The sequence below is a fragment of the Arthrobacter sp. L77 genome (assembly GCF_000816565.1).
In the GTDB taxonomy this organism is placed as follows: Bacteria; Actinomycetota; Actinomycetes; order Actinomycetales; family Micrococcaceae; genus Arthrobacter_D; species Arthrobacter_D antioxidans.
In genome coordinates, this window is record NZ_JWSU01000004.1 from 516,749 (window position 1) to 529,862 (window position 13,114).

The window sequence follows — 13,114 nt, forward strand, 5'->3', positions numbered from 1 at the left end:
TGCAGGTACTTGGGGTACGTATACGGCGACCATAGACCTTTACTACTCGATGCGGAACCCCAGGAACCCACGTAATCACGCGGGCAGCGGGCCCGACTGGCACAATGGCCCCATGACCATCAGGGCCCCCAGATCCACGGCGGCACTTCCGCCGGAACAGGCTGCACCCCTGCGCCGCGCACTCGGCAGCAGCGCCGACGTCACGGTGTTCGTCGACGGCACCGCACACCGGCTTCCCGGGGAGGCGCAGGCCGCCGTCGTCGACCTCCTCGCCCGCCTGTCCGACGGCGACGCCGTCCAGGTGACCTCGGTCGCCGAGCTGCTCACCACCTCGCAGGCGGCCGAGCTCGCCGGGATCTCGCACAGCTACCTGCGCAAGCTGACCGACGCCGGCACCCTGCCGGTGGAATACCGCGGATCGCACCGGCGCCTGCGCCGGGCCGACGTCGAGGACTGGCTGCGCAGCCAGCTGCGCCGCTCGGACCCCTCCGCCGGGGAGCCCGGCGAGGTCTAGCATCGTCGCGCTCCGGCGACCCTAGGACTGCTCGAAGCGGGGCCGGGAGCGCCACCGGCGCGCCTTGAGCGCGAGGTGCAGTTCCAGGCGCACCGTCCCGGCGAGCGGGTCCGCGCCGATGATCGACCGGATCCTCGTCAGCCGGTTGTAGACGCTGCTGCGGTGGAGGTGGAGTTGCGCGGCCACATCCTGCACCGAACCGTTCTTGTCGTACAGCAGTTCGAGGACCGGCAGGAGCTCCTCGAGGCGGTCCGCCTCGCACAGTTCGTCGAACCGCACGCTGCCGTGCGCCGGGACCTGCCACCCCATCGCGCCGAGGAACTGGTAGACGCCGATCTCGGCGAACGCCGACACCCCGCCGAGCTGGGGATCCACGGCGTCGGCCTGGGCCGCGTGCTGGGCCTGCCGGAAGACGTCCGCGAAATCCCGTGGATCGGCGGCGGGCTCGCTGAGGCCCAGGACGAACCGGCCCGCAGGACGTCCTGTCCGCTTGACCACCTCGACCCGGCACCGGTCCACCACATGCTGGAGGGCGCTGCGGCCCACCCTGGCCTCGCACAGGAGGACGGAGTGCGTGGACGCCCCTGCGCTGAACCGGACGGGCTCGACGCCGACCGTCGCCTGCAGGGCGATGGTGCGCTGGAGCAGGGCGGCCTCGAGCGGGTCCTCCCTCCCGGCGCGGGCCGATGACTCGGACAGCTCGTGGACGAGGGCCACACGCCACGGTCCGTGCCCGCCGAGCTCACGCCAGCCGCGCAGGTCCTCCACCGCTGCGGCGACGCCGTGGCAGGCGGCGAGGAACGTGGCCTCGCGCTGCGTGCGCCGCTCCGAGGACGCCGTGTCCGTCTCGAGCAGCAGTTCGGCGAGGCGGTCGACCGTCGGCCGGACCGCGGGCAGGGCGGCGAGGATGGCCGGGGCGGGGTCCTCGCTCGAATGCTGCTGCACCCAGAGGTAGCCCACGCGGAACCCCCGGACCAGGAGCGGCACGCACACCCGTCCCAGCATCCCGAGGTCCTCGTTCGCGGGGACGGCGACCGGACGGACGGCCTGCGCGATCCCGTGGCGGAGCTGCCACTCGCTCACATCCGCCGGGACCTTCTTGCTCAGCAGGAAGTTCACCCGTACGCGGTCGGCGGAGGTCTGGTGACTGCTGTACGCAAGGAGGACGCCGTCGGGATCCTCGAGGGACAGGCCGCGCCCGAGCGTCTGCGCGAGCGACTCGACGAGGTCCTCGATCTGCTGGTTCTGCACAGCCCCACAGTAGGCGGGCAGGCCGTCAGGGGCGACACTTGCCGCTCCCGGACTCGACATCTGTCGATAGCCCCTCCAGCATCGATCTGCTAGTGGCCCAGCTCACATCCGCCGGGAAGCGCGGCGCGGCGGGCATCCGAGGCCGCGCGGCACGGCCTTCCGCACGAGGGCCACGCGGCGACCGGAAAAGCCCCGGGGGAGCGCTCCTCGCCGCTCCCTATTCTGGAGCTACCCCGTCCGCCCGATCGAACCCGTGGAGAACCCAATGATCATCGGCGTCCCCAGAGAAGTGAAGAACAACGAGTTCCGCGTCGCCATCACGGCGTCCGGCGTGCACGAGTTCCGGGCCCACGGGCACACCGTGCTCGTGGAACGCGGAGCGGGCGTCGGGTCGAACATCACGGACGCGGCCTACGAGGCCGCCGGCGCCGAGCTCGTCGATGCCGCCGACGACGTCTGGGCGCGCGCGGACATGGTCCTGAAGGTCAAGGAGCCGATCGCCGCCGAGTACCACCGCTTCCGGAAGGGCCTCATCCTCTTCACCTACCTCCACCTCGCGGCGGAACCCGAACTGACCCGCGCACTGGTGGACGCCGGCGTCACCGCGATCGCCTACGAGACCGTCCAGGACGGCCGCGCCCTGCCCCTGCTCGCCCCGATGTCCGAGGTGGCCGGCCGCCTGTCCGTCCAGGTCGGTGCGCAGGTCATGACCGCGCCGGCCGGCGGCCCCGGCCTGCTGCTCGGCGGCGTCGCAGGGGTCCGCCCCGCCAAGGTCGTGGTCCTCGGGGCCGGCGTCGCGGGCACCAACGCGACGGCGATGGCGGTCGGCACGGGCGCCGAGGTCACCATCCTCGACATCAACATCGCCCGGCTGCGGGAGATCGATGCCCTGTACGCCGGACGCGTCAAGACGATCGCCTCGAACTCCTTGGAGATCGAGACCTCCGTCCTCGACGCGGACCTGGTGATCGGATCCGTCCTGATCCCCGGCGCCCGGGCCCCGAAGCTCGTCACGAACGAGCTCGTCTCCCGGATGAAGCCGGGCAGCGTCCTCGTGGACATCGCCGTGGACCAGGGCGGGTGCTTCGAGGACTCCCGCGTCACCACGCACGAGGACCCCACCTTCACGGTGCACGGATCACTCTTCTACTGCGTGGGCAACATGCCCGGCGCCGTCCCGAACACGTCGACCTACGCGCTGACCAACGTGACGCTGCGGTACGCCGTGGCGCTGGCCGACCGGGGCGTCCGCGCCGCCTTCGACGCGGACCCCTCGCTGGCGCGCGGATTGAATGTCGCGTCGGGGCGCGTGGCGCACCACTCGGTGTCCGAGGCGCACGGCCTGGAGCTGGCGAAGGACTGGTCGGCACTGGTCTAGTACTGCCGGGCGCCTGCCCGGGCGCCTCCGCCCGGTCAGGGGCCCCGCGGCCGGAGCGGGTACGCGGCGTGGACCTCTTCGATCAGCCGCACGACGTCGAGGGCCTCGACCGCCTGCACGGGCGGCGGCCCGCCCCCGTGGACGGCCGTGACGAGTCCGGCGTAGAAGTCCGCGTACCGGCCGGGGCCGACGACGAGCGCCTCGGCGTCCGCGTCGCGCCCCATCACGCCCCGGGGCGGCACCATCAGGGCATCGGCCGCGTCCACGATGCCGTCCGGCGGCACGCCCGCCGCGAGCAGTGCCTCCTGCGGGTCCGCGCCCGTGACCGTCAGTCCGCCCTGCGCCCCGGTCACGCGGAAGCGGGGCCGGGCGAGCGGCGCCAGGCAGCCCGCGTGCAGATGGCTGGTGACCCCGCCGTCGTGCCGCAGGACGAGGAACGCCGCGTCCTCGGCCGCTCCCCCGCGGTCGCTGCGCAGTTCGGCGTACACGGGGACCGCCGGACCGAAGAGGGTGAGCGCCTGGTCGATCAGGTGTGAGCCGAGGTCGTAGAGCACGCCACCTCCGTCCGCCGGCCCGGCGTCGCGCTTCCACGGCTTGCTGATGGACGGCTTCCACGACTCCATCGCCGATTCGAAGAAGCGCACCTCGCCCAGGCCGCCCGCCGCGACCACGGCCCGCACCGTCAGGAAGTCCCCGTCCCACCGTCGGTTGTGGAACGGCACGAGGAGCCTGCCGGCCGCGCGTGCCGCGTCGATGAGCCGCCCGCCGTCGTCGGCGTGCACCACGAGGGGCTTGTCGACCACCACGTGCAGGCCCCGCGCGAGCGCCGCGGCGGCCAGCCTGTCTCTTATCCACATCTGTCTGGGTCAGGAGCTGGTAGGCATCGAGCTGGTGCAGCCCGNGGTTGTGGAACGGCACGAGGAGCCTGCCGGCCGCGCGTGCCGCGTCGATGAGCCGCCCGCCGTCGTCGGCGTGCACCACGAGGGGCTTGTCGACCACCACGTGCAGGCCCCGCGCGAGCGCCGCGGCGGCCAGCGGCGCGTGCGTGGCGTGCGGGGTGGCGATGACGGCCAGGCCGAGGTCCGGTACGGCCTGGAGCGCGTCGTCGAGCGTGGCGGCCACCAGGACGGTCGGGTAGGCGGCCCGCGCGGCCTCCCGGCGCTCCTGGCTCGGCGTGACGACGACGGCGAGATCCAGCCCGGGCTCGTGCCGGATCAGCGGTGCGTGGAAGACGCTGCCGCCGTGGCCGAAACCCACCAGCACCGTCCGGACGGGCCGGTGCGGGATGGGGCCCACGCGCGTCAGGAAGGGTCGAAGTGGGCGCGGGGGACGGTGCCGTTCAGCCCGGCGACCATGCCTGCGGCGAGCACCCGGAGCTTCACGTTGCGGGAGTTGGAGGCCCGACGCATCTTGTCGAACGCGTCCTTCTGCGAGCAGTTGTCCTGGCCCATGATGATCCCGACGGCGAGATCGATCTCGGTGCGGGTCTGCAGCACGGCGTGGAGGTCCTCCGCCGTCGCGGCGTGCTGCGCCACGCGCACAGCGAGCTTCAGGGCCTGCGACGCCTGTACCGTGAAGGCGCGGGCGACCCTCCGGTACTCCTCGCTGAACACGGAGGCGTCCTCGGCGTACAGGTTGAGGGCCGCGCGCGCCGACCCCTCGAGATCCAGCGGCAGGCAGAACATGGCACCCACGCCGTTCCGCCTGATGTGGTGCATGAACTCGGGCCAGCGCGCGTCGGTGCGGGCGTCGGCGATGAACACCTCGTCGTGCACGCGCAGGGCGTGCAGGCACGGGCCGTCGTCGTGCTCGTACTGCACCTCGTCCATGGCCCTGGCCTTCTCCCCGCTGCTGCCGACGGTGAGCTGCTCGTGGACGGAACGCTGCAGGGTGATGCCGCAGTAGGTGTCGCCCTGTGTGCCGAGGGTCTCGGCGGTGAACTCGGCCAGCTCCTGCAGGAACGTATGCACGTCCGGATGATCGACCAGCAGGTCCTGGAGGCGCGCGGCGGCCGCTTCAGGGGGGAGGGGGTCGACGTCGTCGGCCACGATGTGGAGGCGCGGGCCGGCCATGGCCTCGTCCTCGACTGCCTCACGGGAGTCGGACATCTGCTCGGGCACCTCCTCCACGCTCCACCACCTTCACTCGACGGCCGGCAGGGCGCCGGCGCTTGCCAGTCTACAAGGGCCCGCCCCCAGTGCGGCGGCGTGCTGCGTCTGCCGCGAGGGCGGAGACCAGGGCACACCATGACGCGGCCAGGCGGGCGTTCGACATGCCCCGGTGCTCCTGCAGGTGCAGCAGCAGGCCCGCGTTCAGGAAGGCCGACAGCTGGTAGGCGCCCAGTTCCGGATCCTGCACGTGCAGGCCACGCAGCAGCACGGACAGGTGCAGCCGCGTGAGTTGCTGCGTCGGATGTTCGAGGTCCGGTCCGCCCTGCTGCTCGGCCGCCCGGAGGATCTGCCCGTCGAACCGCATGCGTTCGATACTCGCCTCGCCGAACGCGATCAGCCGCTCGAGGGGTGGCGCGCCCGGCCCCAGGGGAGGAGGGCCGGCCATGAAGGCGTGCTGGAAGGAACGCCCTGCCTCGTCGGCGAGCGCGTGCATGAGGCCGGCCCTGTTGCCGAACCTCCGGAAGACGGTGCCCTTGCCCACTCCTGCCCGCCGCGCCACGGCATCCGTGGTCAGCCGCTCGGGACCACAGGTCGCGACGATCTCGGCCGCGGCATCGAGGATGAGGCGGCGGTTGCGTGCCGCATCGGTCCGCTCTCCGTCGTCGCCCGTGACCCGGAGCAATTCCTCGCCCTGCATGCCGCCACTATAACGGCGGAATAAAACGGACCGCAGTCCGCTTGCAGGAGGGGACGCACGTGTCGCAGTACCGAACGCCCGGCCGAACGGCCCCACAGCATTGGGAGAAACCATGACCACCACGATCCTGACCCTCGTCGGAAGCCTGCGCGAGGGTTCCATCAACCGCCAGCTCGCGGAGGCGGCCACCGCACATGCCCCCGAAGCCGTCGACGTCGTCACGTTCGATGCGCTGAACGACGTCCCGTTCTACAACGAGGACATCGACAACGACACGGACCGCCCCCAGGCCGCCGACGCCCTCCGTGCCGCGGCAGCCGACGCGGACGCCGTCCTGCTCGTCTCCCCCGAATACAACGGCAGCATGCCCGCGGTACTGAAGAACGCCATCGACTGGCTCTCCCGCCCCTACGGCGCCGGTGCGCTCTCGAGCAAGCCCGCCGCCGTCATCGGCTCCGCCTTCGGCCAGTACGGCGGGGTGTGGGCCCACGACGAGGCCCGCCGCTCCCTCGGCGTCGCAGGCGCCACGGTGCTCGACGAGGCCAGGCTCTCCATCGGCAGCTCGATCACGCGCTTCGCCGAGGTGCACCCGAAGGACGACGCCGAGGTCTCCGGCCTGGTCACCGGGGTCCTGATGGCCCTCGCCGGCGCGGCTGCGCCCGTCGCGGCCTGATTCGGCAGCCACCGCGCACGCCGCACCACGGGCAGTAGCAGAGGTAGCAGCACAGAAACAGCAGGACCCCGGCGCGACCCGCGCCGGGGTCCTGCTCCGTCTGCCGCGGGGTACCGCTCAGCGCCAGAGGCTGTCCGCCCAGGCGGCATCCCTCAGGTAGTCCCTGGCGGGCCCGATCTCCCAGAGCTGGCCCTGCGGGGCGAGGACGCCGTCGTTCTGCATCGACTCGACCTCCTCCGACGAACAGCCGAGAGCCTCGGAGAGGTCGGCGTCGTCCATGGCCAGCACGACGGTGTTCCTTGGGTTCATGGTGCAGTCCTTCGGTCGATGGATGGGCCGGGCTACGGGGTGGTGCGCGCCGCGCGGACCGGGCCGGCCAACGGCTCCCAGCTCCGCGCATACAACCCGAGTGCCGCCTCCTCGCGGGCAGCGAAGCCCAGGCGGTTCAGCGCCATGTGCGCCTGGTACACGGTCAGATGCTGGGCGCTGCGGCTGACGCGGACCTTGTCGGCCCGGTACAGATAGGTGTCGAGGGCGCGGAACCAGCGCCGCCGCCAGTTCTGCACGGCGGATTCGGACGCCGTGGCCGCCATGAGCGCGTGGAAGCCGGGGGCCTTCGCGGCGACCTGCGCAGCCATCGCCTCACGGACCCCCGACGCGCGTGGGCCGACGTCGGCCGTGCACGTGCGCAGGTGGCTGTCCCAGTAGAAGTCCCAGGAGAGTCGCCGGCGGTCCGGCCATCCCGCGGACCGCGGGCCGCGCATCATGCTCTGCGCGGAGTCGAAGAGGAGCAACGCCGCGAGCGCCGAACGGTTCTGCAGGCGGGGGAAGCGCTGGGTCCCCCAGAGGGCGAGTTCGGAGCCGAGTTCGAAGACTTCCTCGGCGAGGTGCAGGCCCTCCACCCCGCCGTACTTGACGAGGTTGGCCTCGAGCTGCGGATCGGCCATCTCCCGACCGCCGGAATAGTAGGTGTTGCCGGCGGGAGCGGTGAAATGCTGGCGGACCGTCAGCCGGGGTACGCTCCTGGCGCTACGGTCCTGGAGTGCCCGCTGGAAGCTGCGCAGGGGTTCGAGGACGCGGGGATGGGCATGGATGCTGAGCCTGACCTGACCCATGACGCCCGTCGACGGGTCCTCGCTCCGCGTGAAGTACCAGCGCTTGGCGCCGAGCGCCTGGGCCTGCGCCACCAGCGGGGTGACCAGTTCTTCGATGATGCCGTCCGCTACATCGAAGCCACCCGTCGAGAGGGAGAGATGCCACCACTGAGTGCTGACGACCGTCCGTGAGGCGGTACGAACGGCGGTCAGCTGGCTCATGGCTCTCTCCTTCAGGGTCTGTGATCACCCCCGCTGGGGCGGGCTCTGGGGGCGCCCTCCGGATTCTGCTCCGGGGGCACCTGTTACTTGGGCCAGTCCCAGCTGGCCGCCGTGGGCTGGCCCTTGGGCCAGTCCCAGCTGGCCGCGCTGACGGACTGGCCTGCCGGCAGAACAGCTCCCACCACGATCAACAGGCCTGCAGTTGCGCCGAGTACCTTCTTCATGGCGATCCTTCCTTGCCCGTGTCCCGGGTGGTCGAGCTGTCCCCGCACCTGCCGATCGGCACGTGCCCGATCCGCTGCGTGAAGGCCCCCCTCGGGACTTCCGCTGAACCGGCCTCATCAGAATGTCCGCCGCCGACAGGTAGTGTCCAGCAGTAGAGGTGGCCGTTTGCGGACATGGCGCGATCAGGACGCGGGAGCGCGCCGTGACGACCCGGGACAGCGGGGTCCCGGGCTCACTTCCGCGGAACGGCGGGGATCCCGGCGCTCCCGGGAGGAGCGGATTGCCCCTGTCCCGGCCGTGTCATTAACTGGACATGTCATCTTTTCCGCACGCGATTCGCCGCTGGTGCCAGCGGCCGACAAGGAGGTCTCATGCTGGGTGCGACGTCACTCGAGGTGTACCGGTACGCCGTCGGACACCCCGGCTGGACGCGTGCCGAGGCCTCCGAGGCCCTCGGGCTGACACTTCGCCGCATCGACGAGGCCGTCGGCGAGCTGTCCGACCGTCGGCTGCTCAGCCCGCAGGCCGGCAGCCCGGACGGACTCGTCGCGGTCTCACCCGACGTCGCCCTCGCCGATCTCGTCGACGCGGACGAGCGCGAGCTGCAGGAACTCAAGGCGCGCATCAGCGCCCAGCGGCGTGAACTGTCCAGCCTCCTGCCCACCTTCCTCGACGCCCGCAAGCACGTCCTCGCCAGCACGTCGGTGGAGACCCTGGAGGACCCGCATCTCATCCACCGGGTCCTCATCGACTACGGGCGCGACGTCACCGAGAAGGTGTACATCGCGCAGCCCGGCCAGGGGTCGACGGCGGACGTCCACGAGGAGAGCGTCCGGAAGGATCTCGAACTCCTCGAACACGGGGTACGACGGCGGACCCTGTACGACACGAGTACGCGCGACCATGTGCCGACCCGCAAGGCTGTCGAGGCGATCGCCGCGGGCGGTGGCGAGTTCGGCGTCCTCCCGTTCATCCCCCTGCGCATGCTCATCTTCGACGAGAAGCTGGCCCTGGTGGGCAGGCAGCTCACGCGCGACGACAAGGCCGCCCTGGTCATCAGGGACCACAGCCTGATCAACATCTTCACGCGCCTGTTCGACATCGCGTGGGAGCTCAGCGAGGCCTTCCTCTCCCCGCAGCAGGTCGGATCGCCCTTGAGTGCGATGCAGCGCTCCATCATCCAGGGCCTCGCGAACGGCCTGTCCGACGAGTCGATCGCGCGGCGCCTGGACATCAACGTGAGGACCTGCCGCCGGCACATCGCCTGGATGCTGGAGACGCTGCGGGCGGACAGCCGCTTCCAGGCGGCCCTGAAGGCGCGCGACGCGGGATGGGTCTGAGCGGCCTGCGGCGCCGCCTTCGCATGCATTGCACTCACGGGCAACACCTGTTGCCTGATGGTGAACCCACGCCTAGACTCTGGGCGTGACGTCCTCCAGCGAGACCCCGACCGACTTCCTGCCCGCCGAGACCGAAGCAGCTCTCGAACGCGCCGTCGACTCCGCCGCGCGCCACGACCGGCTCTTCTCGCTGCGCGCGGCCAATATCAAGCAGTCGGCGGTACGCGACGTCTTCGACATCTCCATCCGCCCGGGCCTCGTCTCCCTCGCGGGCGGGAGCCCGTACCTGAAGTCCCTGCCGCTCGAGGACCTCGGCCGGACCGCCCAGAAGATCATCGCGGAGCACGGGCTCGAGGCCCTGCAGTACGGCGGCGGCCAGGGCATGGACGAGCTCCGGCGGCTCGTCTGCGACGTCATGGCGGCCGAGGGGATCGAGGGCGCGAGCCCCGAGGACATCGTGATCACCACGGGCTCCCAGTCGGCGCAGGACGTCGCGGCGAAGGTCTTCTGCGACCCCGGGGACGTGATCCTCTGCGAGGACCCTACCTACGTGGGCGCCCTCAACACGTTCGAGGCCTACGAGGTCGACGTCGTCACCGTCCCCATGGACGACGCCGGGCTCATCCCCGACGAGCTCGACCGGGTCATCGGGGAGCTCCAGGCGCAGGGCCGTTCGATCAAGCTGCTGTACACGATCCCCAGCTTCAACAACCCGAGCGGCATCACGATGGCTGCGGATCGTCGCCAGCGGGTCGTCGACATCTGCCGCGACCACAACATCCTCGTCCTCGAGGACAACCCCTACGGCATGCTGCGCTTCGACGGCGAGCCGCTGAAGCCCATGCGCGCGGACAACCCCGACGACGTCATCTACCTGGGCTCCTTCTCGAAGATCTTCGCGCCCGGTGTGCGGCTCGGCTGGGCCCTGGTGCCCAGGCACCTCTACCGCCGGTTCTACCTCGCCTGCGAGGCCGTGGTGCTGTGCCCGTCCCCGCTCACGCAGATGCTCGTGAGCGCCTACCTCACCGAGTACGACTGGCGCGGGCACCTGACCTCGATGCGCAGCCTCTACCGCGAGCGGTGCGAGGCCATGCTCGGCGCCCTCGCCGAGGAGTTCCCGGAGGGCGTCCACTGGACCACACCGGACGGCGGGTTCTTCGTCTGGGTCACCCTGCCGGAGGGCATCGACACCTACCCGCTGCTCTACACGGCGATCGACGCCGGCGTCGTGTTCATCCCCGGCGCCGCCTTCACGCCGTCGGACGAGCCCTCCAACAAGCTCCGGCTGGCCTTCAGCGCCGTCTCACCGGAGGACATCGTCGAGGGCGTCCGCCGCCTGGCGCCGATCCTGCGCGGAGCGATCGAGCAGAACAGGTAATCCGCCGGTTCGCACCGCGGCTACCGCGGCGGCCGGTTCTGCTGGCGCAGCGTCACCGCGATCGAGATGAGTGCCGCGATGATCACGAGGATCGACAGCCGCGCCACCGCGCCGAGGTCGGGGAAGACCAGCTGCAGGACGCTCGACGCGAGGAAGCCGATCACCACCACGAGCAGGAGCCTGCTCAGGGGATAGCGCGGTCGCGGGCTCCTGCCCCGTTCCCCGCCGGGTAGCTGCTGGTTCATGGCCCCACCCTAGTCGAGCAGGAGGGCGGGCTCCTCGAGGATGGACGCGACGTCGGCCATGAAGCGTGCGCTCAGGTCGCCGTCCACCACGCGGTGGTCGAACGATCCACCGAGCGTGGTGATCCAGCGGGGGATGACCTCCCCGTCGAGCACCCAGGGCTTCTGCTTGATCGTGCCGAAGGCCACGATCGCCACCTCTCCCGGGTTGATGATGGGCGTCCCGGTGTCGATGCCCAGTGCCCCGATGTTCGTGATCGTCAGCGTGCCGCCCTGCATCTGGGCCGGTTGCGTCCGGCCGGCCCGGGCCGTGGTCGCGAGGTCGTTGAGTGCGAGGGCCAGCTCCTTCAGCGAGAGGTCCTGCGCGTCCTTGATGTTCGGGACCATCAGCCCCCGGGGGGTCGCGGCGGCGATGCCGAGGTTCATGAAGTGCTTGACGAGGATCTCGTCCTCGGCCCAGGTGGCGTTGACCGACGGGTTCCGCGCCGCCGCCCAGATGACGGCCTTCGCGAGGATCAGCAGCGGCGAGACGCGGATGCCCTCGAAGTCCCGGGACGCCTTGAGCCGCTTCACGAACTCCATGGTCCGGGAGGCGTCGACGTCGACGAAGATGCTCACGTGCGGTGCCGTGAACGCACTCTGCACCATGGCCTTCGCCGTCGCCCGGCGGACGCCCTTGACCGGGATCCGTTCGATGCGGCCACCCCCGAGGAGTTTACGGTCCGACCAGAAGGAGTCCGCGCCGTCCTGCTCGGCGTCGCGCTGGGACTGGTAGCTCATGAGGTCCTGCTTGGTGACCTCACCGGCGGACCCGGTGGCCGGGACGTCCGCGAGATTGATGCCGAGGTCCCGTGCGGCCTTGCGGACGGGCGGCTTCGCGAGCACGCGGCTGATGAGCTGGTTCAGCGGGTTGGTCCGCCCGGGTGCCCCGGCGGGCCGGTCGGGGTGCGATTCCGTCGGCGCACCGGCACCAGCCGCCGCGCCGGACGGCGGAGCGCTGGGCGCCGCCGGCGTGTGCGGTTCGGGCTGCGCCGGCGCGGGCGCTGCGGGGGCGGTCCGGGTGGCCGAGGTGGTGACGGGCGACGAGGACGGTTCGGCGGATGGCGTCCTGCGCGGACGGCGCTTCACGGCGTCGGCTTTCGGCCCGGTGCCCACCAGTGGCCCGGGCGAGGGCTCCGGCTCCGCTGCCCCGGGACCGGTGGCATCGACCCCGTCCTGCCGGCCGCCGGCGACGCCCCGGTCCNCTGCGGATCGGGCGGGAGCCGATCACCACGCGCACTGCATCCGTGGGCGAGTCGCTCTTCCAGGAGGAGGTCGTGGAACTCGTGGGCCACGAGGAGCGGGCCGTGATCCTGGGCAGGGAGACCGTGCCCGTCGAGCGTGTCCGGCTGGCCAGGACCACGGTGGCAGGCAGGGCCACGGTTCGGCGGATGGCGTCCTGCGCGGACGGCGCTTCACGGCGTCGGCTTTCGGCCCGGTGCCCACCAGTGGCCCGGGCGAGGGCTCCGGCTCCGCTGCCCCGGGACCGGTGGCATCGACCCCGTCCTGCCGGCCGCCGGCGAGCTCCCCGGGCATCTCGGGCGCGGGGACCGGGGCGTCGCCGGTCGGGGCGACGGAACCATCGGCTGCAGCACCGGCGGCACCGGCAGCCGCGGGATCGGCTGCACGATCTGCACGGTCTCCACGATCGGATGCAATGTCGGTCGCGGCCGACGGGCCGGGGTCGCTGCCGTTCCCGTCCTGGGCGGCCGCGTCGTCGACGGCGAAGATCGGCGTGCCGACCTCGATGGTCTCGCCCTCCGCGACGAGCAATTCGGACACGGTGCCCGCGTAGGGCGAGGAGAGTTCCACGAGCGACTTGGCGGTCTCGATCTCGCAGATGATGTCGTTGACCGCCACCGTCGCTCCCGGAGCCACCTTCCACTGCACGATCTCTGCCTCGGTGAGGCCTTCACCGACGTCGGGCAGGTTGAACGTCTTGAGCGTCAT

At 71.3% G+C, this 13,114-nt stretch carries 15 protein-coding genes and 2 pseudogenes; 6 read left to right on the top strand and 11 right to left on the bottom strand.

All coding sequences use genetic code 11. From position 1 onward, the window contains the following. Nucleotides 1-112: 112 nt before the first annotated feature. On the top strand, nt 113-514 hold the full coding sequence (locus RY94_RS04985; RefSeq protein ID WP_043442356.1) for a helix-turn-helix domain-containing protein: 402 nt from the start codon (nt 113-115) through the stop codon (nt 512-514). A 21-nt stretch (nt 515-535) separates the two neighbouring features. Here RY94_RS04985 and RY94_RS04990 read toward each other — a convergent pair whose 3' ends face one another. Further along, on the bottom strand, nt 536-1,765 hold the full coding sequence (locus RY94_RS04990) for a PucR family transcriptional regulator (protein WP_043442360.1): 1,230 nt from the start codon (nt 1,763-1,765) through the stop codon (nt 536-538). A 265-nt stretch (nt 1,766-2,030) separates the two neighbouring features. Here RY94_RS04990 and ald point away from each other — a divergent pair, with 265 nt between their 5' ends. Then, the gene (gene ald, locus RY94_RS04995) at nt 2,031-3,143 is read left to right on the top strand and encodes an alanine dehydrogenase (RefSeq protein ID WP_043442363.1); all 1,113 of its coding nucleotides are present in this window, start codon (nt 2,031-2,033) and stop codon (nt 3,141-3,143) included. 35 nt (nt 3,144-3,178) lie between these two features. Here the strand turns inward: ald and RY94_RS05000 are convergent, their stop codons facing one another. From RY94_RS05000 to RY94_RS05015, 4 genes and pseudogenes are all read right to left on the bottom strand, one after another. Then, a complete protein-coding gene (locus RY94_RS05000) occupies nt 3,179-4,000 on the bottom strand; it encodes a Gfo/Idh/MocA family protein (protein ID WP_052273967.1) in 822 nt (273 codons plus the stop codon). A gap of 70 nt (nt 4,001-4,070) precedes the next feature. Next, nucleotides 4,071-4,439 (bottom strand): annotated as a pseudogene (locus RY94_RS18670) (Gfo/Idh/MocA family oxidoreductase); the annotation flags it as partial. Between the two features lie 5 nt (nt 4,440-4,444). Beyond that, nucleotides 4,445-5,272 (bottom strand): GAF and ANTAR domain-containing protein, encoded by an 828-nt coding sequence (locus RY94_RS05010; protein ID WP_052273968.1) that lies wholly within the window; start codon nt 5,270-5,272, stop codon nt 4,445-4,447. Between the two features lie 49 nt (nt 5,273-5,321). After that, nucleotides 5,322-5,951 (bottom strand): TetR/AcrR family transcriptional regulator, encoded by a 630-nt coding sequence (locus tag RY94_RS05015; RefSeq protein ID WP_052273969.1) that lies wholly within the window; start codon nt 5,949-5,951, stop codon nt 5,322-5,324. A 112-nt stretch (nt 5,952-6,063) separates the two neighbouring features. On the opposite strand from RY94_RS05015, the gene RY94_RS05020 reads away from it, so the two are divergent. Continuing rightward, nucleotides 6,064-6,624: an NADPH-dependent FMN reductase gene (locus RY94_RS05020; protein ID WP_043442370.1), complete on the top strand. Its 561-nt coding sequence runs from the start codon at nt 6,064-6,066 to the stop codon at nt 6,622-6,624. Between the two features lie 117 nt (nt 6,625-6,741). On the opposite strand, the gene RY94_RS17680 is transcribed toward RY94_RS05020, so the two are convergent. The 3 genes from RY94_RS17680 to RY94_RS17685 form a co-directional block, all read right to left on the bottom strand. Further along, on the bottom strand, nt 6,742-6,933 hold the full coding sequence (locus tag RY94_RS17680; RefSeq protein ID WP_156135022.1) for a hypothetical protein: 192 nt from the start codon (nt 6,931-6,933) through the stop codon (nt 6,742-6,744). Between the two features lie 32 nt (nt 6,934-6,965). Continuing rightward, nucleotides 6,966-7,940, bottom strand: coding sequence for a lantibiotic dehydratase C-terminal domain-containing protein (locus RY94_RS05025; protein ID WP_043442373.1), 975 nt, complete (start codon nt 7,938-7,940; stop codon nt 6,966-6,968). A gap of 83 nt (nt 7,941-8,023) precedes the next feature. Continuing rightward, a complete protein-coding gene (locus RY94_RS17685; protein WP_156135023.1) occupies nt 8,024-8,164 on the bottom strand; it encodes a hypothetical protein in 141 nt (46 codons plus the stop codon). Between the two features lie 372 nt (nt 8,165-8,536). On the opposite strand from RY94_RS17685, the gene RY94_RS05030 reads away from it, so the two are divergent. After that, nucleotides 8,537-9,505, top strand: coding sequence for a helix-turn-helix transcriptional regulator (locus tag RY94_RS05030; protein WP_043442376.1), 969 nt, complete (start codon nt 8,537-8,539; stop codon nt 9,503-9,505). Nucleotides 9,506-9,590: 85 nt separating this feature from the next. After that, a complete protein-coding gene (locus RY94_RS05035; RefSeq protein ID WP_043442378.1) occupies nt 9,591-10,883 on the top strand; it encodes an aminotransferase-like domain-containing protein in 1,293 nt (430 codons plus the stop codon). 20 nt (nt 10,884-10,903) lie between these two features. Here RY94_RS05035 and RY94_RS05040 read toward each other — a convergent pair whose 3' ends face one another. Together RY94_RS05040 and RY94_RS18675 are read right to left on the bottom strand one after the other, a co-directional pair. Beyond that, nucleotides 10,904-11,128, bottom strand: a complete 225-nt coding sequence (locus RY94_RS05040) for a hypothetical protein (protein WP_043442380.1) — start codon at nt 11,126-11,128, stop codon at nt 10,904-10,906. Between the two features lie 9 nt (nt 11,129-11,137). After that, complete coding sequence (locus tag RY94_RS18675; protein WP_442853436.1) at nt 11,138-12,280, bottom strand: dihydrolipoamide acetyltransferase family protein; 1,143 nt, start codon at nt 12,278-12,280, stop codon at nt 11,138-11,140. Between RY94_RS18675 and RY94_RS18680 the strand changes: the two genes are divergently transcribed. Continuing rightward, nucleotides 12,226-13,008: a DUF2382 domain-containing protein gene (locus RY94_RS18680; protein ID WP_442853440.1), complete on the top strand. Its 783-nt coding sequence runs from the start codon at nt 12,226-12,228 to the stop codon at nt 13,006-13,008. The two genes, RY94_RS18675 and RY94_RS18680, sit on opposite strands and share 55 nt — an antisense overlap. Here RY94_RS18680 and RY94_RS18685 read toward each other — a convergent pair. Then, a pseudogene (locus RY94_RS18685) lies at nt 12,947-13,114 on the bottom strand (biotin/lipoyl-containing protein); the annotation flags it as partial. The gene RY94_RS18680 and the pseudogene RY94_RS18685 sit on opposite strands and share 62 nt — an antisense overlap.

What these genes read in the sequence shown, in the direction of transcription:
- RY94_RS04985 (WP_043442356.1), top strand. Translation starts at nt 113, where the DNA reads ATGACCATCAGGGCCCCCAGATCCACGGCGGCACTTCCGCCGGAACAG.
- ald (WP_043442363.1), top strand. Translation starts at nt 2,031, where the DNA reads ATGATCATCGGCGTCCCCAGAGAAGTGAAGAACAACGAGTTCCGCGTC.
- RY94_RS05000 (WP_052273967.1), bottom strand. Translation starts at nt 4,000, where the DNA reads ATGTGGATAAGAGACAGGCTGGCCGCCGCGGCGCTCGCGCGGGGCCTG.
- RY94_RS05015 (WP_052273969.1), bottom strand. Translation starts at nt 5,951, where the DNA reads ATGCAGGGCGAGGAATTGCTCCGGGTCACGGGCGACGACGGAGAGCGG.
- RY94_RS05020 (WP_043442370.1), top strand. Translation starts at nt 6,064, where the DNA reads ATGACCACCACGATCCTGACCCTCGTCGGAAGCCTGCGCGAGGGTTCC.
- RY94_RS17680 (WP_156135022.1), bottom strand. Translation starts at nt 6,933, where the DNA reads ATGAACCCAAGGAACACCGTCGTGCTGGCCATGGACGACGCCGACCTC.
- RY94_RS05025 (WP_043442373.1), bottom strand. Translation starts at nt 7,940, where the DNA reads ATGAGCCAGCTGACCGCCGTTCGTACCGCCTCACGGACGGTCGTCAGC.
- RY94_RS17685 (WP_156135023.1), bottom strand. Translation starts at nt 8,164, where the DNA reads ATGAAGAAGGTACTCGGCGCAACTGCAGGCCTGTTGATCGTGGTGGGA.
- RY94_RS05030 (WP_043442376.1), top strand. Translation starts at nt 8,537, where the DNA reads ATGCTGGGTGCGACGTCACTCGAGGTGTACCGGTACGCCGTCGGACAC.
- RY94_RS05040 (WP_043442380.1), bottom strand. Translation starts at nt 11,128, where the DNA reads ATGAACCAGCAGCTACCCGGCGGGGAACGGGGCAGGAGCCCGCGACCG.